The sequence below is a fragment of the Nocardiopsis sp. CNT312 genome (genome assembly GCF_000515115.1).
Taxonomy (GTDB): domain Bacteria; phylum Actinomycetota; class Actinomycetes; order Streptosporangiales; family Streptosporangiaceae; genus Nocardiopsis.
On sequence record NZ_KI911536.1, the window covers coordinates 1 to 21,447 of the forward strand.

A 21,447-nucleotide genomic window follows, 5' to 3' on the forward strand; every position below is an offset into this window, starting at 1 on the left:
TGTGCTGGTGCTGTCGGGGGTGCCGTGCGGTGTGCCCCAGGGCGGCGTGGTCGGGGCCTGGTCGGTGATGCCGTAGCCGGTCCCCGCCGGGGTGCCGTAGGCGGAGCGTGTGTGGTCGCCGGTGTCGTAGGGCGAGGACGGTGTGCGGTCCCCCGTGTGGTGGAGCGGCAGCGGATCCGTGTCGTGTCGGCGGGAAAGGCCGTCCACGGTGTCGTCGACCGGTGCGCTCCGGCGCTGCTGGGAGTCCGTACCCAGGCTCGACCAGATCGGTGAACCGGTGTCCGGGCGCTCGGAGGGGGACGGAGTGCGAAAGTTCGGGGAGAGCGGGTCGGGCCAGCGTTCCGCGGTGGCTCCGTAACCCGGGTCGTTCTCGAACGCACGGCCGCGTGGGAGGTCGGCCGCCGCCGGTGCGCCCAGTGGGTCATGGGGGGCCGCGGGTGCGGGAACGGAACGCTCCCCGCGCCAGGAGTCGCCCTTCAGCGGGTCGTTGTCCCCGGCGTCCACCGGTTCGGGCAGCGGGGGAGCGGGGCCGGCCGGGGGATCCTGGTGCGCCGTGCCCAGGCTGGCCAGCATGGCGAGGTCGTCGGCCCCGGCCGCTACGGGGGCGGCGGTGTCTTCGTCGGCACGCACGGAGCGGTCCGGTTCGGGGCCGTGGCCGTCCCCGTAGCCGTCGTCGGCGTACTCGTAGTCGTCGTAGTCGTCGTCGTAGTCGTCCTCGAAGGAGTGCGGGGCGGTGTCCCGGCGGTCGTAGCCGTCGTCCCCGCTCAGGCTGGACCAGAAGTCGTTGTCGGACATGCCGTCGTCGTCGCCCCAGTCGACGTCGACCTCGCGCCTGCGTTTGAGCTTGGGACGGCGCTCCGCCTTCTGCCTCACCTCCCGCCGGGGGCGTCCGCGCGGTCGGGGGGCCTCATCGCGTTCCGGCCCGCCCTCGTCGGCGGCATCCTCGTGGGCACGGTCGTCCCCGCCCGGGCCCGAACCCAGGAAGCGCATGCCCACGAGCAGGAGCAGAAGCACGGTCACGACGACGACGATGGCGATGATGATGACGGTGACGGTCATGTCGCACTACCTAGGAGAGGTCGGCCACGCCCGGAGCGCACCGGCGGTCGGCCTGGTGGGAGCAGGCCGGAAAGCAACAGTGCCGGGGCTCCGGCGCGGTCCCGGGGGCGGGTACCGAGCAGCGAGCGAACGGGTATCGGTCATCTGAAAACGAGACGAGGGGCACATCCCCACTGTATGCCTTGTTGCGCGCTGTGTGCAGAGGTGGAGCGCCCCTTCTTCCGTGAGAGGTAAGGCACTGAGGCGTGGGCTTGCCCCGCTGAACGGCCCGCCCCGCGTCAGCTGCTGGTAGCGATCAGGGAACCCCTGGCGACGGCCTGCTCGGCGATCGCGTCCAGTGTCCTGCTCAATTCCGCGCCGTCGGGCAGGTCTAGGGTGCCCTCCAGGGCGTAGACGGTGAACCTGTACTCGTGGATGTCCTGGTCGGTCGGGCACGGCGCGCCGTACCGGGCTTCGCCGGCGCTGTTCTCCGCCTGCTTGGCGTCCGCCGGGACGGTGTTCTGGCGCAGTTCGACTAGTTGGGGGTCCAGGTCGAAGACGACCCAGAACACCTCGGCCTCCTGGGGGTCGTCCACGACCACAGCGATGGATCCCACCCCGTCGGGCAGGCCCGACCAGCGCAGCGGGGGGGAGACGGCCCCGTCTGCGTCGCTCTCGGGGTCCCCCTCGCACACGTAGGCCTCCGGGAGCGGCTCGCCCTGCTGCATCAGGGGGCTGGTGACGTTGATGTCGGTGCGCATGTCGCCGTTCTGGCTGGGGGAGAACACGCCGCACCCGGTGCTCAGGGCCAGACAGAGCCCCGCAGCCGCCGCTCCCACCTCGCGGACGGGGAACCGACGGGGCGTGTTTTGCGCACCGGTGATCCATGAGGGACTGAGGGCCGACGACAATGGGACTCCTGCTGGGCTTTTGGGCCGAAGAGGCGCAATTCGCTGTGGGCACGGGAGCGTGGCCGGAGGGAACCCCGGCGCACGTCCTAGTGCGAACCCTACTGCGACCGGAGGCGAACTCCCCAGCCGTTCCCCGGGAGCGCTCACACGCGGCGCAGGTAGGACCACACGGCCAGCGGAGCGAAGACCGCGACGAAGACCGCCGTCCACACCAGGGTCCACGCGACGGGGGCGGCGGCGTCCCCCGTGCCCAGCATCAGGGCACGCATCGCGTCCACGACGTGGCTGACCGGGTTGTGGGAGGCCACCGCCCGCAGCCAGCCCGGCATGTCGTCGGGGTCGACGAACGCCGAACTGCCGAAGGTGAGCGGGAACATCAGAACCATGCCGAAGGCCTGGACCGTCATCGGCGTGCGGGCCAGCGTGCCCACGAACGCCGACATCCAGCACAAAGCGAAGGCGAACAGCAGCGCCAGCGCGACGGCGGCCACGGTTGCGAACAGTCCGCCCTCCGGCCGGAATCCGATGACCAGGCCCACCAGCAGCACCATGGTGACGGTGATGGCGTAGCGGACCAGGTCGCCCAGGATGGCACCGGTCAGCGGGGCCGAACGGGCGATGGGCAGGGACCGGAACCGGTCGAAGATGCCCCGCTCCACGTCCTGGCTCAGGGAGAACCCCGTGCCGAGGGTGGCGAAGATGACCGACTGGGCGATGATGCCGGGCATGAGGAAGTCCCGGTAGGCTTGCCAGTCGCCCATCATCGCCTGCCCGAAGACGAACACGAACAGGGTGACGAACATGGCCGGCTGCATGAGGAGCCCGGCCACCTCGCCGGGGTTGGCCCTGAGTTTGAGGAGGCTGCGTTTGGCCAGGTGCAGGCCGTGCAGTGTTCCCGCCAGCGGTGTGCTCCGCCCCGCGGCGGCGGGGGAGACCGCCGGGTCCTCGGAGGGGGCGGGTGTGGTGACGGCGCTCATGCTCGGCTCCCTTCGCGCACGGCCTCGTCCGTGCCCTGTTCCTCGGCGGTGTGCCCGGTCAGCGCGAGGAATACCTCGTCCAGGCTGGGGCGGCGCAGCGACAGTTCGGCGACGGCCACGCCCTGCTCGTCCAGGCGCCGCACGACCTCGGGCAACACGCCCGTGTCGGTGGCCGGAGCGCTGGCGATCAGCCCGTCGGAGCTCGCGGGCACCCCGGTGGCCGCCTCGATGGCCTTGGCGGCCAGCGGCAGGTTTTCCGGATCGGTGGTGCGCACCTCCAGCACCTGCTCGCCGGCGCGGTCCTTGAGCTCCTCTGGGGTGCCCGTGCTGATCACGCGCCCGTGGTCGAGCACCATGAGGTCGTCGGCCAGTCGGTCGGCCTCCTCCAGGTACTGGGTGGTGAGCAGGACGGTCACACCGTCCTCGGCCAGCCCGCGTACCACGTCCCACAGGCCGTTGCGGCTGCGCGGGTCCAAGCCGGTGGTGGGCTCGTCCAGATACAGCAGCGAGGGGCGTCCGACCAGGCTCGCCGCCAGGTCCAACCGTCGGCGCATACCGCCCGAGTAGGTCTTGGCGGCGCGCCCGGCGGCGTCGCTGAGTCCGAAGCGCTCCAGGAGCTGTGCGGTGCGCGCCCGTGCCTCGGCCCGGCCGTAGCCGAGTAGACGGGCGATGAGCATCATGTTGTCGGTGCCCGACAGCTCGGCGTCGACCGCCGCGTACTGGCCGGTGAGTCCGATGAGCCGACGCACCTCGTGCGGCCGCTTCACGACGTCGAAGCCGCCGACCTCGGCGTACCCGGCGTCTGGGCGCAGCAGGGTGGCGAGAATGCGCACCGTCGTGGTCTTCCCCGACCCGTTGGGGCCCAGGATGCCCAGCACCGCGCCCTTCCTGGCCCTCAGGTCCACCCCGTCCAGGGCGCGTTTGCCCTTGAACTCCTTGACCAGGCCCTCCGTGCGGATGGCGTCCGTCATGTCTCTCCCGTTGGTTCCCGCTCTGCGTGTCGGTCCACCAGTGTGTCTGATCGAACCGACAAAACGCTGACATTTTTCCCAACGGTGTCCTCCCGTGAGAGGCCCAACGGCGACGGCCCCGCTCTCGGTACGAGGGCGGGGCCGTGGGGGAGGGGGAGAGGGGAAGGGCTCTAGTCGTCTTTCTTGGCGCCGAACATGATCTCGTCCCAGGACGGGACGGAGGCCCGCCGCCCCCGGCCCTTGCGCTTGGGCGCGGTGCGCTCGGCGGAGTCGCCGGGGGAGGCGGGGCGGGGCGGCTCGGGCACCTCGCGGTGGCCCATGCCGGTGTCGCCGAGGTCGATACCGACCCGGCGGCGGCGCGCGGGGCGGGCCGGCGCCGGCGGCTCGGCGGGCGGGGGAGCGGTCTCGGGTCCGGGACGCCGGGGCGCCGCGGCGGGGGCGGTGTCCTCGGGCGGCCTGCGCGCTGCGCGTTCCCTCTCCGCGGCCGCGGCGGGTTCGGAGTGCTCCGCCTCCCGGGGCGTGCGGGGACGGGACGGAGGCCGCGCCTCGGGCCTGGGGGGGACGGCCGGAGCGGGGTCGGGGCGCCTGGCGCTCAGGGGCCGCGACGGCTCGTCCAGGGGCGTTGCCGGGGGCGGGTTCCGGGGAGCGGCGGGGCCGACCGGCCGTTCGGGGCCCGTCGGGTGGTCCGTGTAGGGCCGCTCGACCGGTGCCTCGGGCCGACGCGGGGAGAGGGGGGTCACCGTGGCCTCGGGGAGGGCCACCGGCGGCGGCGGGGAGGCGGGCGCGGAGAACCGGGCCGCCTCCTCGTCGCAGGGAGTGACACTGTTGTGCCTGGGCTCGTAGAGCCAGTGGGCGACGCGTTCCTCGCCGCTGTGGGTGAAGGCGAGTCTGACCTGCCAGGTCCGGTCCTCACGCTTCCAGGAGTCCCACGAGGCGTCGCCGCTCTCCAGCTGGTGGCCGCCGATCCGCCTGGCGACCAGTTCCTCCAGGGTCGCCCCGGGGACGGCGTCGCCCTGGGTGCGGACGGTGGCGTTCTGGGCCTGCTGGGCGATGTACTCGCGCTCCTGGAGGACGGGGCCCTCGAACCAGCGCACCCGTTCGATGGGGATCCCGGAGATCTCGGAGATGCCCTCGGCGGTCTCGCCGGACCGGATACGGGCCTGGATTTCCTTGGGACGCAACGGATTCTCCACTTCGATCTCGTACTGGCCGAGCCGGGAGAACTGGCCGCGTACGGCGGCGCGAAGGCGGTCGTCGACGGGGAGCATGAAACGGGTTCCACGGCCCGTGCTGGCGAGCACCAGGTAGGTGCTGTCCTCACTCACGGCCACGAGGCGAAGCTCGTGCATCGCCCTCCCTTTCGCGTCCCGACGAAGGCCGGGACCCTGCGGCCAACCCTCGCGTTCTCCAAGTCTGGTCGGCCGACAACCGTTCGGCCAGTACCGCGCCCGGCATGTCCGAACTGTGTGCCCGCCTCCCGGCCGCGGGCTCTACCGCGGCCGGAAGCCGCGCCCCGGGGTGCGGGCCCGGGGCCCGCGGTCGTCTCCGGTGCCAATCTTGGCATGTGGACACTACGGCGACCGGGAGCGGTAGCGGTGCAATAGCGCCGCTTCCGCGTGTGGGCTCCGCCGCGATGGTATCCTGCGGAGCCCGAATTACCCCAGGGCCGGGCAAGCGACGGATTCGTGACGTTCCACCGCGGATGAGGGGTGATCACCCTGCGCCGGACTCCGGTTGCCGCCGGAGGGGCCGGTCCGCCGTCATCCCAGAACGCGGTCCAGGTAGGCGTTGCCGAACCGGTGCCGCGGGTCCACGCGCTCGCGTACCTCCAGGGCCTCCTCCAGGCGCGGGTACACCCCTTCCAGGTAGGCCCGGTCGCGCGTGTGGATCTTGCCCCAGTGCGGACGCCCGCCCACGGAGGCGAACACCGCCTCCAGGTCGGCGAAGTAGGCCGCGTAGGGCATGCCCTGGTACACGTGCACGGCCACGTAGGCGGTGTCCCTGCCGTACGCGGTGGACAGCCACACGTCGTCGGCCGGGGCGAAGCGCACCTCCACGGGAAAGCTCACCCGGTGCCCGCCGCGGTCCACGATCGACCGTGCCTCGCGCAGCACGTCCGCCAGGTGCTCGGCCGGGACGGCGTACTCCATCTCTACGAAGCGCACATCACGCACCGAGGTGAACACCGCGTGGGACACGTCGGTGTACGTGCGCGGGGACAGGGCGCGTGAACTCACCTGGTTCACCGCCGGTATCAGGGAGGGCAGGCGGCGGCACAGCCGGTTCGTGTACTCGAAGACCCTGTTGGACAGGAAGTCGTCGTCCAGCCAGGCCCGGAAGGCGGACAGCGGGCGGACTGGCCCGTCGCTGATGTTGTTGCGCTTGGTGTTGGTGTTTCCGGTGTGCGGGAACCAGTAGAACTCGAAGTGCGCGTTGTCCGCACGCAGTTCGGGTAGTCGCTCCAGGACCTCCTCCAGTGGCATCGGCTCCTCGCGCGCGTGCAGCAGGAAGGCCGGTCGCACCGCCAGGGTCAGGGCGGTGACGACCCCGAACGCGCCCATCCCCACCCGCGCCGCCTGGAAGAGAGCGGGCTCCCGCTCGGCCGAGCACTCCACCACCGACCCGTCGGCCAGGACCAGCTCCATCCCCACCACCTGGCCCGCCAGACCGCCCGAGTCGCGCCCGGTCCCGTGTGTGCCGGTCTGCACCGCCCCGGCGACCGTCTGCACGGCGATGTCGCCCATGTTCGCCAGCGCCAGCCCCCGCTCGGCCAAACGGTCGTTGAGGTCGCACAGGGGCAGCCCCGCCTCGACCGTGACGGTCCCCGCACCGGGATCGACCGAGCGCAGGGCGGTGAGACCGGAGGGGGAGAGCATGAGCCCGTCGGTCACGGCGATGTCGGTGAAGGAGTGCCCCGCCCCCACCATCCGTACACGCAGGCCCTCCTCGGCCGCGGAGCGCACGGACGCGGCCACCTCGGCCGTTTCGGTCGGGGCCGCTGTCCTCCGGGGGCGGGCCCGGTGGGTGTCCGCCCATGTACGCCACAACACGCCTGTCATGGCAGGCGACACTACCCACCGCCCGTCTGTGAGGCCAGAGGGGCGGTGGGCGCGTGCCCGTCGGACCGGGGATGCGCGAAAAGCCCTCGGAGAACTGGTTTCATGAACCCCATGAGGCCCTACGATGCTTTTCTGCTGATCTCCTTCGGTGGCCCCGAGGGCGAGGACGAGGTCATCCCGTTCCTGGAGAACGTCACCCGCGGACGCAACATCCCCCGCGAGCGGCTGGCGGAGGTCGGCGAGCACTACTTCCTGTTCCAGGGCGTGAGCCCGATCAACCAGCAGTGCCGCGACCTGGTCGCCGCCGTCACCGCCGACTTCGCCGACTCCGGCGTGGACCTGCCCGTGTACTGGGGGAACCGCTTCTGGCAGCCGATGCTCGTCGACACCCTCGCCCGGATGCGCGACGACGGTGTGCGCAGGGTGCTGGCACTGCCCACCTCCGCCTACTGCAACTGGTCCAGCAGGACGGCCTACCACGAGGACGTCGACCGGGCGCGCGCCGCCCTGGGCGAGGACGCACCCGAGGTGGAGCTGATCCGCCCCTTCTACGACCACCCGGGGTTCGTCGAGCCCCTTGTCGAGCACACCCGTGCCGCCTTGGACGCGCTGCCCGAGGACCGGCGCGGGGGTGCCCGGCTGCTCTTTTCCGCGCACTCCGTCCCCACCGCCATGGCCAGGGCCAGCGGTGGGCCCTGCCAGGGGTTCGGCCCGTCGGGGGCCTACGGGGCGCAGCTCGCCGAGGTGGCGCGGCTGGTGGCCGAGCGCCTCGAAGGCGCGTACCCGTACGAGGTCGTCTACCAGAGCCGCAGCGGCCCGCCCAGCCAGCCCTGGCTGGAGCCCGACGTCAACGACCGCATCGAGGAGCTGGCAGGTGAGGGCGTGCCCGCCGTCGTCGTCGTTCCCCACGGGTTCGTCTCCGACCACATGGAGGTCAAGTTCGACCTGGACGTGGAGGCCCGCGAGACCGCCGGCAAGCTCGGCCTCGGATACGAGCGCGCGCTCAGTCCCGGCACACACCCCCGCTTCGTCTCGATGGTGACGGAACTGGTGCGCGAGTACACCGACGGGGCGGGCCCGGTGCGCTTGGGCGGCCTTCCCGCATGCGCCGAGGGCGCCGGGAACTGCTGCGGCCAGAGCTGACCGCGTGACCGGGCGGAGGACGATAGCCTCTTCGCTCCCCATCACCTTGGACGGGAGACCGAACAGTTGAACAACACCCACCACACGCCTGACCCTGAGTCCCTGCGCGACCTTGCCGTGAGTGTGGCCGCGGAGGCGGGTGAGCTCGCAGCCGAGGGGCAGGCGGGCATCACCGTCCTGGACACCAAGTCCAGCCCCACCGACGTCGTCACCAAGATGGACAGAGCCGCTGAGGAGCTCATCCGGACCCGCCTGCTCCAGGAGCGGCCCGACGACGCGATCCTCGGCGAGGAGGGCGGCGGTGCCCCCGGCACCAGCGGGGTCCGATGGATCGTCGATCCGATCGACGGCACGGTCAACTACCTGTACGGCCTGCCGGACTGGGCGGTGGCGATCGCGGCGGAGGTCGGCGGGCGGGTCGTGGCCGCGGCGGTGGCCGTCCCGGTCCGGGGCGAGATGTTCGAGGCGGTCCTGGGCGCAGGCGCCTACCGCAACCGTGAGCCGCTGCGGGCCCCGGCCGCTGTGCCCCTGGAGCGCGCCCTGGTCGCTACCGGCTTCGGGTACTCCGCGCGGCGCCGGGAGCACCAGGCCAGGGTGCTGCTCGACGTGCTGCCACGGATCCGCGACATCCGCAGGGACGGGTCGGCCGCCGTGGACCTCACCGGCCTGGCCGTGGGGCGCTACAACGCCTACTACGAACGCGGGCTCAACCTCTGGGACTGGGCCGCTCCGGGACTGATCGCCGCCGAGGCGGGGATCCGGGTCGGGGGCCCGAACGGCGGCCCGCCCTCCACTGACCTGGTGATCGCGGCCCGGCCGGAGCTGTACGAGGACCTCGAGGTGCTGCTGGCACCCCTGGCCGCCGACACCGACGGCTGAGGGCCGGGCTCGGGCGGGGAGGGGCGGGCTGTCGCCCCTCCCCGCGGGCTGCGACCGTCCCCGTCCCCCGGGGAAGATCAGAGCGGCCGGTTCGGCCGCCGTTCCTAGCAGCGGGTATCGATGCCGTTGCGGGCGGCGATGCGGTGCAGGTCCTCAAGTTCCGAGGCGTGCGTCTCGGCGAGGAATTCGTCCCCGGCGGCCTGAGCCGAGCGGAGCGACCTGTGGGTCTCGTTGATCCGGCCCTTGATCTCTGTGAGGAACTCGCCCATGACACCTCTTTCTAGGGGTAGGGGCCGGTGTGTACGGGCACACCGGCGTGAAGACGTCAGCGCGCGGAGGTCGCGCCCGTGCGGGGCGCTCGCGTGTCGCGGTCCGGATCTCACCGGTGTCCGTGCACGCCCGGTGAGTCCTACCGCATCGGAGCCGCGGTCAAACATGGGGCCGGGGCCCGCCTCGCGGCGGTGTCCGGTGGGGGAGGGCGGGGAGCGGGCGGTGTCTTAGGTCATACCCGCTTGGCGTCTCCCGTGCTTACTTGTTTCTTATCCTTGATGTGTCACATTTGAGATGTGCGGGGTTGGGTCGCCGCCGACGGTTGGGGGATTCGTCGGCGGCGGCTCCCCGCGCGTCGCCGCTGGCGACACTCCCGGTCCAGCGCCCGTGCTCCGCACGGGGTGGGGCGGCCTCGAGGCCGCGGCGGGTTTACCGCCCCCTTACCCTGTGTGTGGGAGAACGGATGACGCGGCCGGGACACATGAACGCCGCTGCCGGTGTGTTGGGGGATGCGCCGGCAGCGGCCCTTTTTCTCAGTACAGGTCCCAGGTACTCCAGGTCGAGAAGGACAACGTGCGCGTACTCGTGGTCGAAGACGAACGGGTTCTTGCCGACACCGTCGCGGTCGGGCTCCGGCGTGAGTCCATGGCGGTCGACGTGGCCTACGACGGCGACACCGCCCTGGAACAGGTGTCGGTCAACGACTACGACGTGATCATCCTCGACCGCGACCTGCCCGGCGTGCACGGCGACACCGTCGCGCGCACCCTGGTCGGGGACGGCCATCTCGGACGCATCCTCATGCTCACCGCCTCCGACGCGGTCGAGGACAAGGTGGAAGGCCTGACCCTGGGCGCCGACGACTACCTGGCGAAACCCTTCGCCTTCGTCGAACTCGTCGCCCGCGTCCACGCCCTGGGCCGCCGCGCGGTCCCGCCGCTGCCCCCGGTCCTGGAGCGCCACGGCATCACCCTGGACCCGGCCAACCACCGGGTGCACCGCGACGGCCGCGAACTGTCGCTCACCCCCAAGGAGTTCGCCGTCCTCCAGGTCCTCATGCGCGCCCAGGGGACGGTGGTCAGCGCCGAGGGCCTCCTGGAGAAGGCCTGGGACGAGAACGCCGACCCCTTCACCAACGTGGTGCGGGTCACCGTCATGACGCTGCGCAAGAAACTGGGGGAGCCCCCGGTCGTCCAGACCGTGCCCGGTGCGGGGTACCGGCTGTGAGGTCGGACGGTGCCTCCGAGCCGGGACACGTGGAGCCCACCCGGTCCGGTGACACGAGCACGTGGCGCAGCCTCGCCGCCGTGGCCCCCTCGGGGGAGGGAGCGCAGCCCTCGGCCGCAGCCGCGCACATGCGCCGCTTCAGCGACAACCTCAGTATCCGGGCGCGGCTCACCCTCATCTACGGGATGCTGTTCTTCGCGGCCGGCTCCGTGCTGGTCCTGGTCAACTATCTGATCGTCGCGGTGCTGCTCAACGCCCTCCTGGCGGAGGAGAGCGCCTCGGAGCTGGTGGCGCACGGCTACCTCATCGAGGAGGTCCTCACCCAGGTCACCCGGTTCTCCCTGCTCGCCCTGTTCCTGGTGGGACTGCTCGCGGTGGCCCTGGGCTACGCAGTGGCCGGCCGCGCCCTGTCCCCGCTCCAGAAGATCACCCGCATCGCCCGGCGGCTCTCCGAGCGCTCCCTGCATGAGAGGATCGCCCTCTCCGGCCCCGACGACGAGATCCGCGAACTCGCCGACACCTTCGACGGCATGCTGGAGCGGCTGGACCGCGCCTTCGACGGACAGCGCCGCTTTGTGGCCAACGCCTCACACGAGCTGCGCACGCCCCTGGCGATCAACCGGACGCTCCTGGAGGTGGCGCTCAGCGCCCCCGAGGTGTCCGCCGACCTCAAGAGCGTCGGTCAGACCCTTCTGGAGACCAACGCGCGCCACGAACGCCTGATCGACGGACTGCTGATCCTGGCCCGCAGCGATCGCGAACTGGAGGCGCGCACCACGGTCGACCTCGGCGAGGTCGCCGAGACGGTCCTCAGCCAGTCTCCGGGGGAGTCGGACGAATCCGGTCTGCTCGTGCGCCGGGACCTGCGCCCGGCCGTGGTGGAGGGCGACCCCGTCCTGTTGGAGCGGCTCGTGGCCAACCTGGTGGAGAACGCCCTGAAGTACAACGTCGAGGGTGGGGAGGTGACCGTCCGCAGCGGTATGTACGAGGGCCGCCCCGCGGTCCAGGTGGAGAACTCCGGCAAGGTGATCCCCGCCTACGAGATCGAGGGCCTCTTCGAACCGTTCCGCCGGGGTTCGGGCGACCGCGTGGGTTCGGGGCGCAGCGCGGGCCTGGGGCTGTCCATCGTCCGCTCCGTGGTGCGCGCGCACGAGGGCGTGGTGACCGCCTGGCCGCGCGCGGGGGGCGGCCTCGTCGTCACGATCTGCCTACCCGTTCCGCCGGGGCGGGGCGCCGAACGCCGCTGACGCGCCCCCGAGCTGCGCGCGTCGGCGCTTCATGGTATCTATACGTGTCCGAAGACACGCCCACCCCTGTCACGGGCGCTGACTCCGGGTGGGTATGCTTCCCCGGGCGTGGACACGGAGGGAAACCCTCATGACGTGGGCATGTCTTGTTTCTTGCCGATGTAGGGGGAGTGTTCCGCGTCCGCCCGTGACGGGCGGAACAGCAGGGTCACCAGGTCTACGAGGTGCCCGAAGCCGGGCGGCAGACGGGGACATCGGCGTGAGGAGCGGCTGTCGGTGTGTGGCCGATTCCGGTCACGATCCCGTGAAGGCACGGCCGACCTGCGGATCGTGGCCCGGGAGGGGGCACGGTCCACGGGAACCGGGGAAACTCATCGGCCGGATCGGGCACAACCGAGGTCTCTCAAGCGTTACACCCGCGCGACGAGGCACTGAACGAGGGGGATGGAGTTAGCAGAGATGGCCACCGACTACGACAGCCCGCGCAAGACGGACGAGGAAATCAACGAGGACAGTCTGCAGGAGCTACAGGCGCGGCGCGGCGCTGACAAGGGCACGGGCACGATCGACGTCGACCCCGACGAGGCCGCCGAGGGCATGGAACTGCCCGGCGCGGACCTGTCCGGTGAGGAGTTGGCGGTGCGCGTGCTCCCGCGCCAGTCCGACGAGTTCACCTGCGGGCGCTGCTTCCTGGTGCACCACCGCAGCCAGCTCGCCGAACAGCGCGACAACCAGCTCATCTGCAAGGAGTGCACCTGACCGGACGGGGCGGGGGCACCGCTCCCGTCCGGTGAGCCCCGGTGGACAGGGCCCGTTCCCCGCCACCGCCAGGGGCAGCCGCCCGCGTGAGCGGGCACCGTCGACGGAGCCTGGCGGCGCTGTGCCCTCCGGGCCCGCCCCCCGTGTCAGGCCTCGGGTTCGCCTCCGGCGGGCCTGCTCATCCCTTTGCGCGCGGCGCGCACGGCCAGGACCCGTGCCACCTCCACGCCGACACCGGCCACCACGGCCCAGCCCAGGGCGTGGCCGAGACCGACTTCGGGAGACTCCAGGTCCGTGGGGGGCTCCTCGCCGGTGGCGCGGGTCCAGGCGAAGGTCAGGGCTTTGCGCGTCACGTATTCCGCGGCGAATCCCGCCACGAATCCGAGAAGCGCCGGGGCGATGTCACCGCCGTCCTTCTTGGCCATGATGAATCGTTCACCGTTTCCGTTCGCGAGTGGGGCGGCGCGCGTGCGTCCGCCGTGTTCCTTCCTGGAATACTGTCACGACCTGCCCGGGGGCGCGCGTCCGCGCCGGTGCGCGTCCGATTCGCGGAAACCGTGCCGGACCCGGAACGATCACGGCCGTCGGCGCACTACCATTGGGCCATGACCAACCGCTCTCATTCCTTCCGCATGCCCGACAAGCCTTCGCTGGACGGTATCGAGGCGAAGTGGGTCGACGTATGGGATGAGTCCGGCGTCTACCATTTCGACCGCACCCGCAGCCGCGAGGACGTCTACTCCATCGACACCCCGCCGCCCACGGTCTCGGGCTCGCTGCACATCGGCCACGTGTTCTCCTACACGCACACCGACACCGTCGCCCGCTTCCAGCGCATGAGCGGCAAGGCCGTCTTCTACCCCATGGGCTGGGACGACAACGGCCTGCCCACCGAGCGCCGGGTCCAGAACTACTACGGCGTGCGCTGCGACCCGTCGATCCCCTACGACCCGGACTTTCGCCCGCCGGAGAAGCCCGACCCCAAGCGGCAGGTGCCCGTCTCCCGCCGCAACTTCATCGAGCTGTGCGACGAGCTGACCGTCGAGGACGAGAAGGTCTTCGAGTCGATCTGGCGTCGGCTGGGGCTGAGCGTGGACTGGCGGCACACCTACGCCACGATCGACGACAACTCCCGAGCCGCCGCCCAGCGCGCGTTCCTGCGCAACCTGGCCCGCGGCGAGGCCTACATGGCTGAGGCGCCCACCCTGTGGGACGTCACCTTCCGCACCGCGGTGGCCCAGGCCGAGCTGGAGGACCGCGAGCGGCCCAGCGCCTACCACCGGCTGGCCTTCCACCGGCCCGACGGCACCCCGGTCCACATCGAGACCACGCGCCCCGAACTGCTCGCGGCCTGTGTGGCCCTGGTCGCCCACCCCGACGACGAGCGCTACCAGGACCTGTTCGGCACCACCGTGCGCACCCCGGTCTTCGGCGTGCAGGTCCCGGTTCGGCCGCACCGCCTCGCCGACCCCGAGAAGGGGTCCGGTATCGCGATGATCTGTACCTTCGGCGACATCACCGACGTCACCTGGTGGCGCGAGCTCCAGTTGGAGACGCGCCCGATCATCGGGTGGGACGGCCGCATCATGGCCGAGGCGCCCAAGGGGCTGGACTCCGAGCGAGGCCGCGAGGCCTACGCGCGGCTCGTGGGCGCCACCGTCCACACCGCGCGCGAGCGCACCGTCGAACTGCTCCGGGAGAGCGGTGATCTCGTCGGTGAGCCCACGCCGATCACCCACCCGGTGAAGTTCTACGAGAAGGGCGACAAGCCCTTGGAGATCGTCACCACCCGCCAGTGGTACATCCGCAACGGCGGCCGTGACGCGCAGTTGCGCGAGGCGCTCCTCGGGCGTGGCAGGCAGCTCGCCTGGCACCCCGAGCACATGCGCTCGCGGTACGAGAACTGGGTCAGCGGCCTCACCGGGGACTGGCTCATCAGCCGCCAGCGGTTCTTCGGTGTGCCCTTCCCGGTCTGGTATCCCCTGGACTCCGAGGGCAACCCGCGCTACGACGAGCCGATCGTGCCCGGCGAGGACCAGCTTCCGGTCGACCCCAGCTCGCAGGCGCCCGAGGGCTACACCGAGGACCGCCGCGGCCAGGCCGGGGGCTTCATCGGGGACCCCGACGTCATGGACACCTGGGCGACCTCCTCCCTCACCCCGCAGATCGCCTCGGGCTGGGAGCGCGACCCCGACCTGTTCGAGCGCGTCTTCCCCATGGACTACCGGCCCCAGGGCCAGGACATCATCCGCACCTGGCTCTTCTCCACCGTGGTCCGCGCCCACCTGGAGAACGGCACACTGCCCTGGAGCACCACCGGTATCTCCGGCTGGATCCTGGACCCGGACCGCAAGAAGATGTCCAAGTCCAAGGGCAACGTCGTCACCCCCATCGCCCTGCTGGAGAAGTACGGCTCCGACGCGGTCCGGTACTGGGCGGCCAGCGGCCGCCTGGGCACCGACACCGCGATGGACGAGGGCCAGATGAAGGTGGGCCGCCGCCTGTCCATCAAGATCCTCAACGCCAGCAAGTTCGTCATGTCGGTGGCGGGCGGGGACGCCTCCACCGACCCGGCCCGGATCACCGAGCCCCTGGACCGGGCGATGCTGGCCGCCCTCGCCGACGTGGTGGAGGAGGCGACCGCCGCGTTCGCCGCCTACGACCACACCCGGGCGCTGGAGCGCACCGAGCGCTTCTTCTGGGACTTCTGCGACGACTACCTGGAGCTGGTCAAGGCCCGCGCCTACGACGCCTCCTCCGCCGAGGGCGCCTCGGCGCGCTCCGCCCTGCTCATCGCCCTGGGTGCCCTGCACCGGCTCTTCGCCCCCTTCGTGCCCTTCGTGGCCGAGGAGGCCTGGAGCTGGTGGCGGGAGGGCTCCGTGCACGCCCAGCCCTGGCCGGAGGCGGCCGAGTACCGCGCCGCGGCCGCCGACGGCGACCCGGCCGTCCTGGCGGTCACGGCCGAGGTCCTGCGCGCCGTGCGCAAGGCCAAGTCCGAGGCCAAGCTCTCCATGCGGGCCGAGGTCGAGCACGTCAGGGTCTCCGGCAAGCGTGTCGGGGCCGCCCGTGCCGCCGCGGGCGACATCGCCGCCGCGGGCCGGGCCGCCGGGATCGACTTCGAGGCCACCGACGAGGCCGAACTGACCGTCGGTGTGACGCTCCCGGACCCGGTCGGGTAGGGGACCGGTACACCAGGGCTCGGCGGGGCGGGGCGGCGAGGAGCCGCTCCCGCCCCTCCGGCGTTCGACGGTGCCGGAAACCGGCAGCACTCACCGGGGGCGATAAGCTCAGCGGTTGTGAGTACCTCATCCCTGGCCGGCGGTCCGATCGCCGTCACGGTCCACCGCCTGGACCCCGGCCTTCCCCTGCCCGAGTACGCGCATCCGGCGGACGCGGGTGCCGACCTGTGCACCGCCGTCGACGTCGAACTCGCTCCTGGGGAGCGCGGCACGGTCCCTACCGGGCTGGCGATCGCCCTGCCCGAGGGGTACGCGGCCTTCGTCCACCCCAGGTCGGGGCTGGCGGCCCGCTGCGGTCTGACGATCGTCAACGCGCCGGGCACCGTCGACGCCGGCTACCGCGGCGAGATCAGGGTGACACTCGTCAACACCGACAGGGAGACCCCCGTGCGGCTGTCACGGGGGGACCGCATCGCGCAGCTGGTGATCCAGCGCGTGGAGCGGGCGGAGTTCGTGGAGGCGGACTCCCTGCCGGAATCGGTGCGCGGTACCGGCGGTTTCGGTTCGACCGGAGGGCACGCCGCTCTGCGGTGAGGAGTCCCCAGAGCCCGGATGCGACCCGGGAGCAACCTAGAGCGTGAGAGGTGAGGGCGTGTTCGGACGCCGCCGTAAGAAGCAGGACGAGGAGACCGGGACGACGGACGCTCCGCGCCGGAGCACCACCGGGGAGGAGGTCTCCTTCGGCAACGTCGTCGAGCCCGAGAAGTCGTCCGCGTCGGCCGACAAGGAGTCGGACCGGCACCGTGCCACCGGTCCCTGGGACGTCTCCGAGGAGCCTTCCGAGGCCAAGCGGATGGACCTGGGCAGCCTCAGGCTGCCGATGGAGCAGGGCCTGCAGATCCAGGTGAACGTCGCCCGCGACGACCGGGGCAAGCAGACGATCATCGGCGTGACCCTGGTCAAGGGCAAGAGCTCGCTCCAGGTGCAGCCCTTCGCCGCGCCCAAGAGCGAGGGCCTGTGGGAGGACATGCGCCGGGAGCTGCGGGAGCAGGTCGCCAAACAGGGCGGCAACTCCCACGAGCACGACGGCACCTTCGGCCCCGAACTCCAGGCGGTCGTGCCCGTCAAGGGCAAGAAGACCGAGGACGGCAAGCAGATCGCCCAACGGGTGCGGTTCATCGGCGTGGACGGCCCGCGCTGGGTGCTGCGCGGGGTGGTCCGCGGCGAGGGGGCGGCCAGACCCGAGGCGATGGGCGAGATCGAACGCCTCTTCGCCGACATCGTGGTGGTCCGCGGCGAGCAGCCCTCGCCCCCCGGTGAACTGCTGCAGATCACCGTTCCCAAGCAGCTCCAGGAGCAGATGGCCGCCGCCCAGGCCCGTGCGGCCCATCAGGCGGCCCAGAGCGGCAACGCCGGGAGATCCCCCAACGGCAGTGCGCCGGGCGGCCCCGACGGGGCCTGAGCCCTTCTCCGGCCGCGGGGGCGGCGTTCATCTTAATGTGGTGCCATGGCACAGACCAAGGACAGCAACGCCCCCCGGCCGCTCCCCGAGGACTGGGACCGCGCCCTGGCGGTGGTGGCCCACCCCGACGACCTGGAGTTCGGTGCCTCCTCGGCGATCGCCCGCTGGACCGGTCAGGGCAAGGACGTGGTCGAACTCATGGCCACCAGGGGCGAGGCGGGGATCGACACGATCGCCCCGCACGAGTGCGGGCCCCTGCGCGTGGCCGAGCAGCGCGCCTCGGCGGCCGAGGTCGGGGCGCGGGACGTGGAGTTCCTGGACTTCCCCGACGGGACGCTGGAGTACGGCCTGCCGCTCAGGCGCGCACTGGCCGAGGCGATCCGGCGCCACCGCCCCGAGGTGCTCGTCTCCATCAACTTCCGCGAGGCCTTCCCGGGCGGGACCTCGTTCAACCATGCCGACCACCGGGTGCTCGGCCCCGCCCTGCTGGACGCGGTCCGCGACGCCGCCAACCGGTGGGTGTTCGCTGACCAGCTCGACGGCGGGCTCCGCCCCTGGGCCGGTGTGCGCTTCGCGGCCTTCGGCGCCTCGCCGAGGCCCACGCACTACGTGGAGCTCTCCGAGGCGGACCTGGCGGCGGGAATCGCCTCCCTGGACCGGCACGGGGTCTACCTGGCCCATCTGGAGGGGTTCGACCAGAAGGCGTTCCTGTCCACCGCCGCCCGGGAGGCGGGCGGCCGGGCGGGGACGGCGCTGGCCACGGAGTTCGAGGTCTTCGACACCTGAGAGCCCGCTCAGCCCCTGGCCGGACCCGGGTCCTCGGGGTCGGCGACCCGGCCCAGGAAGAGGAGCGTCCCGCCCCGCCGCAGCGCGAAGGAGAAGGGGCGGTCCACGGTGAAGTCGACGGGCCGGGTCGGAGCCGCCGCGGCCCTCACCATGACCGCGGCGGTGGCGGCGGCCCCCTCCGCGCCCTTCTCGTCCACCCTCATCACGGCCTGGTGCAGCAGGGCGTCCACTTTCAGCGGCTCCCCGCTGATCCCGTCGAAACGGGCGGCGTCGGTGGCCAGAGTGCGGACCCCGAGCCGTGCCAGGGGTTCGAGCAGGCCGGTCCCGGTCCGCACCGCGAAGCGTGGCAGTGCCAGGCGTACCGGGGTGCGCCGCCTGGCGCGGTACAGGGCTTCCAGCGTGTCCGCGTCGGGGACGGCGTCGCGGCCCTGCGCCAGCAGCACGTCCAGCGCCAGATCGTGCTCGCCCCTCAGGGACACCATGCGCCACCCACGCGCGCGGGCGAAGGTCAGATCCCCCTCGCGGTGCATGGCGGGGACCGTCCGGTCCCCGCCCGGGGCGTGGAAGCGCCGGGCGCGCGTGGCCCGCACCTCGAAGGGGCACGCCCACACCACCTTCGCCCACAGGGCGTTGGCCAGCAGCATGCGCACGTCCGGGCCGACGCTGCCGGGCGGGAGCAGTTCGGGGACGAGCCCGCGGGTGGCCTCGGCGGCCTTGGCGTTGATCCTGCGGCGCACGCCCTCGGGGTCGCCGCGCACGTCGGCTCCGCGCACCTCGGCGGCGGGTCGTGCACGCACCAGCTCGGTGAAGGCCGGGCGCACCGCCAGGCCGTCGGGGATGTAGAGGCCGTTGAACGCGGCCAGTTCCGGCCCCTCCTGCGCTCCGGCCGCCCCGTCCAGCGAGGTGAGCAGGGCGTGCGGGTCCGCGCCCAGCAGTGACTCCAGTTCGTCGCGGGTGCCTCCGGAGGAGCCCGCGGCGAGCAGGCAGAGCACGGTGCCCACCGAGTAGGGCGACCACACGTGGGAGGCGCGGGGCCGGGCCAGCGCCCGGTCCAGGGCGGCGGCGAACTCCAGGTGGTCGCGGCGGACGGGGGTGTGCACGGGACGGCCTCCTCGGGTGTCGCCGACAGACTACGGACGGCCGGTGGTGTTCGTGACACCGGACACACGGCAAGAGGTATCGAACTAGCGCGAAACAGCACGCGCCGGGCGGGTCGCGGAGTGCGGAGCCGGTGCGCTTTCCGTGCCCTTGGCGGCGTGTCCACTAGTCTTGGCGGGGACGGGACCGGGCCCCCGAGGCGGGGACGGCCGGACACGCACGAGCACCGACCACGGACCGGGAGCGGGATGACTGAGCAGCGGCGGGCCGCCGAGGAGGCCGCCCGGGCGGCGGGTGCCGACGACGGCGGGCCCAAGGTCACCGAGGACACGGTCGAGGCGCTCGTGCGCTCCCAGTTGGCCAAGGTACTGGGCGGCAAGCGCGGTATGGTCGAGGCGGCCGTGCCCACCCTGGCCTTCACCCTCTCCTACATCGTCCTGTCCAGGATCGACGGGGCCCTCACCCTCTTCGGCGGCACCTACTCCGACCTGCGGGTGGCGATCACCGCGGGTGTGGTGGCGGCCCTGGTCCTGGGGGCGGTCCGCCTCGTCCAGCGCTCCACGGTGCAGTACGTCGTCACCAGCCTGTTCGGGATCGGTATCGCCGCGGTGTTCGCCATGCGCAGCGGCGAGGCCGCCGACGCCTTCCTGCCCGGCATCATCTACAACGCCGTCTACGCCGTCGTGCTGACCCTGTCCATCCTGGTGCGCTGGCCCGCCATCGGCCTCATGATCGGCCCGTTCATCGGCGACAAGGAGGACCTCACCTCCTGGCGGGCCGATCCGGCCGTGGTCTCACTGGCCGCCAAGCTCACCTGGTTGCTCGTCCTGCCCTGCGTGATCCGGGTGCTCGTGCAGTACCCCCTGTGGTTCATGGACCACTACGACATCGCCGACACCTTCGCCCTGCTCGGGCTGGCCAAGATCGGTATGGGCTGGCCGCTCCAGGTCGCCGGGCTCGCCGCCATGGTGTGGGTGCTCGCGCGCGGGCGCACGCCCCTGCGCCAGGGACCCGACGGGGAGGCCGGACGAGGCGGCGGGGGCGGCCGGGGCTGACCCCGCCCGGGTGCCTCAGACGTCCCCGTCCGAGCCGTCCGCCGGGCCGAGCAGGCCCTCCAACGTCTCCAGGGCACCGGGTTCAGCGAGGAACACCACGGTGTCGCCCACCGCCAGGGTCCGCTCCGACCCGGGCGCGCGCACGCCCCCGGAACCGACCACGGCCACTAGGGCCACCCCCTCGGGCAGTCGGGAGGTGAGCGCGCTCTCGGGGCCGCCGACGAACGCGCTCTCGGCGTGCAGCACCGATTCGGCGATCTCCGCACCGGGCAGCGGCGGCGTCTCCTCCTCGGCGAACCCGTCCTCGCCCGCGTCCTCGACCAGGTCGGCGATGAGCCGGGGTGGGGAGACCGCCAGGTCCACCCCCCAGGAGTCGTTGAACAGCCACTCGTTGTCGGGCTCGTTGATCCGGGCGATGACCCGGTCCACCCCGAACTCGGTCTTGGCCAGCAGCGACACCACCAGGTTGACCTTGTCGTCGCTGCTGGCGGCGATCACCACGTCCGCCTCGCCCAGGCGGGCCTCCTCCAGGCTGGCCAGTTCGCAGGCGTCGGCGAGCAGCCACTCCACCTGCGTCAGGTCGTCGACGTCGATCGCCCGCGTGTCGCGGTCGATCAGCAGGACGTCGTGCCCGCTCGCGGCGAGTTCGGCGGCGATGGAGCGGCCCACGCTTCCCGCTCCCGCGATGGCGATCCGCATGTCAGTGTCCCGTCTCGTCGTCGGAGCGCAGCGCGTCCAGGTCCCGGCCGCGCGCGACCACGTGCAGGATGTCGCCCGCCTCCAGGGGCAGGTCGGAGCGGGCGAGTAGGATGCCGCCGCCCCGGGCCACGTACACCACCCGTACCGGCGTGCGCGACTCCAGGTCCGACACGCGCCGTCCGGCCCAAGTCCGGGGGAGCGTGACCTCGTTCATCGCCAGGGTGCCGGAGGCGTCGTGCCACTCCGGCCCCGCGGTGAGCCGCTGGTCGCCGGGGACCATGCGCCGCAGGATGGTGTCGGCAGTCCAGCGCACCGTGCCCACGGTCGGGATGCCCAGCCGCTGGTAGACCTCGGCCCGTCGGGGGTCGTAGATGCGGGCCACCACGTGCTCGACGCCGTAGGTCTCGCGCGCCACCCGGGCGGAGATGATGTTGGAGTTGTCGCCGTTGCTGACGGCGGCGAAGGCGGAGGCGTGCTCGATGCCCGCGGCGAGCAGGACCTCCCGGTCGTGGCCCACGCCGCGGACGGCGTGCTTGGTCACCGCGCCGCGCAGGCGCCGGAACGCCTCGGGGTCCTGGTCGATGACCGCGACGGTGTGACCCAGGTCCACCAGGGTGTGCGCCAGGGTGGAGCCCACGCGCCCGCACCCCATGATCACGATGTGCACCATCACTCCAGGATCGCCGT

General features: G+C 72.1%; 20 protein-coding genes and 1 pseudogene. 10 read left to right on the forward strand and 11 right to left on the reverse strand.

Going from position 1 to position 21,447, the window contains the following annotated elements; translation table 11 throughout:
* The 6 genes and pseudogenes from B042_RS0116955 to B042_RS0116980 form a co-directional block, all read right to left on the reverse strand.
* A pseudogene (locus B042_RS0116955) lies at positions 1 to 1,059 on the reverse strand (hypothetical protein); the annotation flags it as partial.
* Positions 1,060 to 1,337: 278 nt separating this feature from the next.
* Complete coding sequence (locus B042_RS0116960; RefSeq protein ID WP_081748866.1) at positions 1,338 to 1,877, reverse strand: YbhB/YbcL family Raf kinase inhibitor-like protein; 540 nt, start codon at positions 1,875 to 1,877, stop codon at positions 1,338 to 1,340.
* A 215-nt stretch (positions 1,878 to 2,092) separates the two neighbouring features.
* Positions 2,093 to 2,926: an ABC transporter permease gene (locus B042_RS0116965; protein WP_028649311.1), complete on the reverse strand. Its 834-nt coding sequence runs from the start codon at positions 2,924 to 2,926 to the stop codon at positions 2,093 to 2,095.
* The gene (locus B042_RS0116970; protein ID WP_028649312.1) at positions 2,923 to 3,897 is read right to left on the reverse strand and encodes a daunorubicin resistance protein DrrA family ABC transporter ATP-binding protein; all 975 of its coding nucleotides are present in this window, start codon (positions 3,895 to 3,897) and stop codon (positions 2,923 to 2,925) included. Before B042_RS0116970 ends, B042_RS0116965 begins: the two co-directional genes overlap by 4 nt.
* Positions 3,898 to 4,067: 170 nt before the next feature.
* On the reverse strand, positions 4,068 to 5,246 hold the full coding sequence (gene sepH / locus B042_RS0116975) for a septation protein SepH (RefSeq protein WP_028649313.1): 1,179 nt from the start codon (positions 5,244 to 5,246) through the stop codon (positions 4,068 to 4,070).
* Positions 5,247 to 5,657: 411 nt separating this feature from the next.
* Positions 5,658 to 6,956 (reverse strand): D-arabinono-1,4-lactone oxidase, encoded by a 1,299-nt coding sequence (locus tag B042_RS0116980; RefSeq protein ID WP_028649314.1) that lies wholly within the window; start codon positions 6,954 to 6,956, stop codon positions 5,658 to 5,660.
* A 111-nt stretch (positions 6,957 to 7,067) separates the two neighbouring features.
* Here B042_RS0116980 and B042_RS0116985 point away from each other — a divergent pair, with 111 nt between their 5' ends.
* Positions 7,068 to 8,099, forward strand: coding sequence for a ferrochelatase (locus B042_RS0116985; RefSeq protein ID WP_036555504.1), 1,032 nt, complete (start codon positions 7,068 to 7,070; stop codon positions 8,097 to 8,099).
* Positions 8,100 to 8,165: 66 nt separating this feature from the next.
* Positions 8,166 to 8,978, forward strand: a complete 813-nt coding sequence (locus B042_RS0116990; RefSeq protein ID WP_028649316.1) for an inositol monophosphatase family protein — start codon at positions 8,166 to 8,168, stop codon at positions 8,976 to 8,978.
* A 104-nt stretch (positions 8,979 to 9,082) separates the two neighbouring features.
* On the opposite strand, the gene B042_RS26220 is transcribed toward B042_RS0116990, so the two are convergent.
* Positions 9,083 to 9,247, reverse strand: coding sequence for a hypothetical protein (locus tag B042_RS26220; protein ID WP_197024351.1), 165 nt, complete (start codon positions 9,245 to 9,247; stop codon positions 9,083 to 9,085).
* A gap of 574 nt (positions 9,248 to 9,821) precedes the next feature.
* Between B042_RS26220 and B042_RS0117000 the strand changes: the two genes are divergently transcribed.
* From B042_RS0117000 to B042_RS0117010, 3 genes are all read left to right on the forward strand, one after another.
* Positions 9,822 to 10,475, forward strand: a complete 654-nt coding sequence (locus B042_RS0117000; protein WP_028649317.1) for a response regulator transcription factor — start codon at positions 9,822 to 9,824, stop codon at positions 10,473 to 10,475.
* Positions 10,472 to 11,722 (forward strand): cell wall metabolism sensor histidine kinase WalK, encoded by a 1,251-nt coding sequence (locus B042_RS0117005; protein WP_036555505.1) that lies wholly within the window; start codon positions 10,472 to 10,474, stop codon positions 11,720 to 11,722. The genes B042_RS0117000 and B042_RS0117005 overlap by 4 nt, the downstream gene beginning before the upstream one ends.
* A gap of 459 nt (positions 11,723 to 12,181) precedes the next feature.
* Complete coding sequence (locus tag B042_RS0117010; RefSeq protein ID WP_028649319.1) at positions 12,182 to 12,481, forward strand: DUF4193 domain-containing protein; 300 nt, start codon at positions 12,182 to 12,184, stop codon at positions 12,479 to 12,481.
* A gap of 146 nt (positions 12,482 to 12,627) precedes the next feature.
* Here the strand turns inward: B042_RS0117010 and B042_RS0117015 are convergent, their stop codons facing one another.
* Positions 12,628 to 12,906 (reverse strand): DUF4235 domain-containing protein, encoded by a 279-nt coding sequence (locus B042_RS0117015; protein ID WP_028649320.1) that lies wholly within the window; start codon positions 12,904 to 12,906, stop codon positions 12,628 to 12,630.
* 180 nt (positions 12,907 to 13,086) lie between these two features.
* Here B042_RS0117015 and valS point away from each other — a divergent pair, with 180 nt between their 5' ends.
* From valS to B042_RS0117035, 4 genes are all read left to right on the forward strand, one after another.
* Positions 13,087 to 15,660: a valine--tRNA ligase gene (gene valS, locus B042_RS0117020; protein WP_028649321.1), complete on the forward strand. Its 2,574-nt coding sequence runs from the start codon at positions 13,087 to 13,089 to the stop codon at positions 15,658 to 15,660.
* 117 nt (positions 15,661 to 15,777) lie between these two features.
* Positions 15,778 to 16,254: a dUTP diphosphatase gene (dut, locus tag B042_RS0117025; RefSeq protein WP_028649322.1), complete on the forward strand. Its 477-nt coding sequence runs from the start codon at positions 15,778 to 15,780 to the stop codon at positions 16,252 to 16,254.
* A 58-nt stretch (positions 16,255 to 16,312) separates the two neighbouring features.
* Positions 16,313 to 17,122: a DUF3710 domain-containing protein gene (locus B042_RS0117030; protein ID WP_028649323.1), complete on the forward strand. Its 810-nt coding sequence runs from the start codon at positions 16,313 to 16,315 to the stop codon at positions 17,120 to 17,122.
* 45 nt (positions 17,123 to 17,167) lie between these two features.
* Positions 17,168 to 17,908, forward strand: coding sequence for a PIG-L deacetylase family protein (locus tag B042_RS0117035; RefSeq protein WP_028649324.1), 741 nt, complete (start codon positions 17,168 to 17,170; stop codon positions 17,906 to 17,908).
* Between the two features lie 8 nt (positions 17,909 to 17,916).
* Here the strand turns inward: B042_RS0117035 and B042_RS0117040 are convergent, their stop codons facing one another.
* Positions 17,917 to 19,008, reverse strand: coding sequence for a serpin family protein (locus tag B042_RS0117040; protein ID WP_028649325.1), 1,092 nt, complete (start codon positions 19,006 to 19,008; stop codon positions 17,917 to 17,919).
* Between the two features lie 246 nt (positions 19,009 to 19,254).
* On the opposite strand from B042_RS0117040, the gene B042_RS23680 reads away from it, so the two are divergent.
* Positions 19,255 to 20,061, forward strand: a complete 807-nt coding sequence (locus B042_RS23680) for a DUF3159 domain-containing protein (RefSeq protein ID WP_036555507.1) — start codon at positions 19,255 to 19,257, stop codon at positions 20,059 to 20,061.
* A gap of 15 nt (positions 20,062 to 20,076) precedes the next feature.
* On the opposite strand, the gene B042_RS0117050 is transcribed toward B042_RS23680, so the two are convergent.
* Together B042_RS0117050 and B042_RS0117055 are read right to left on the reverse strand one after the other, a co-directional pair.
* Positions 20,077 to 20,760, reverse strand: a complete 684-nt coding sequence (locus tag B042_RS0117050; protein ID WP_028649326.1) for a TrkA family potassium uptake protein — start codon at positions 20,758 to 20,760, stop codon at positions 20,077 to 20,079.
* Position 20,761: 1 nt separating this feature from the next.
* The gene (locus tag B042_RS0117055) at positions 20,762 to 21,427 is read right to left on the reverse strand and encodes a TrkA family potassium uptake protein (protein WP_028649327.1); all 666 of its coding nucleotides are present in this window, start codon (positions 21,425 to 21,427) and stop codon (positions 20,762 to 20,764) included.
* Positions 21,428 to 21,447 lie beyond the last annotated feature (20 nt).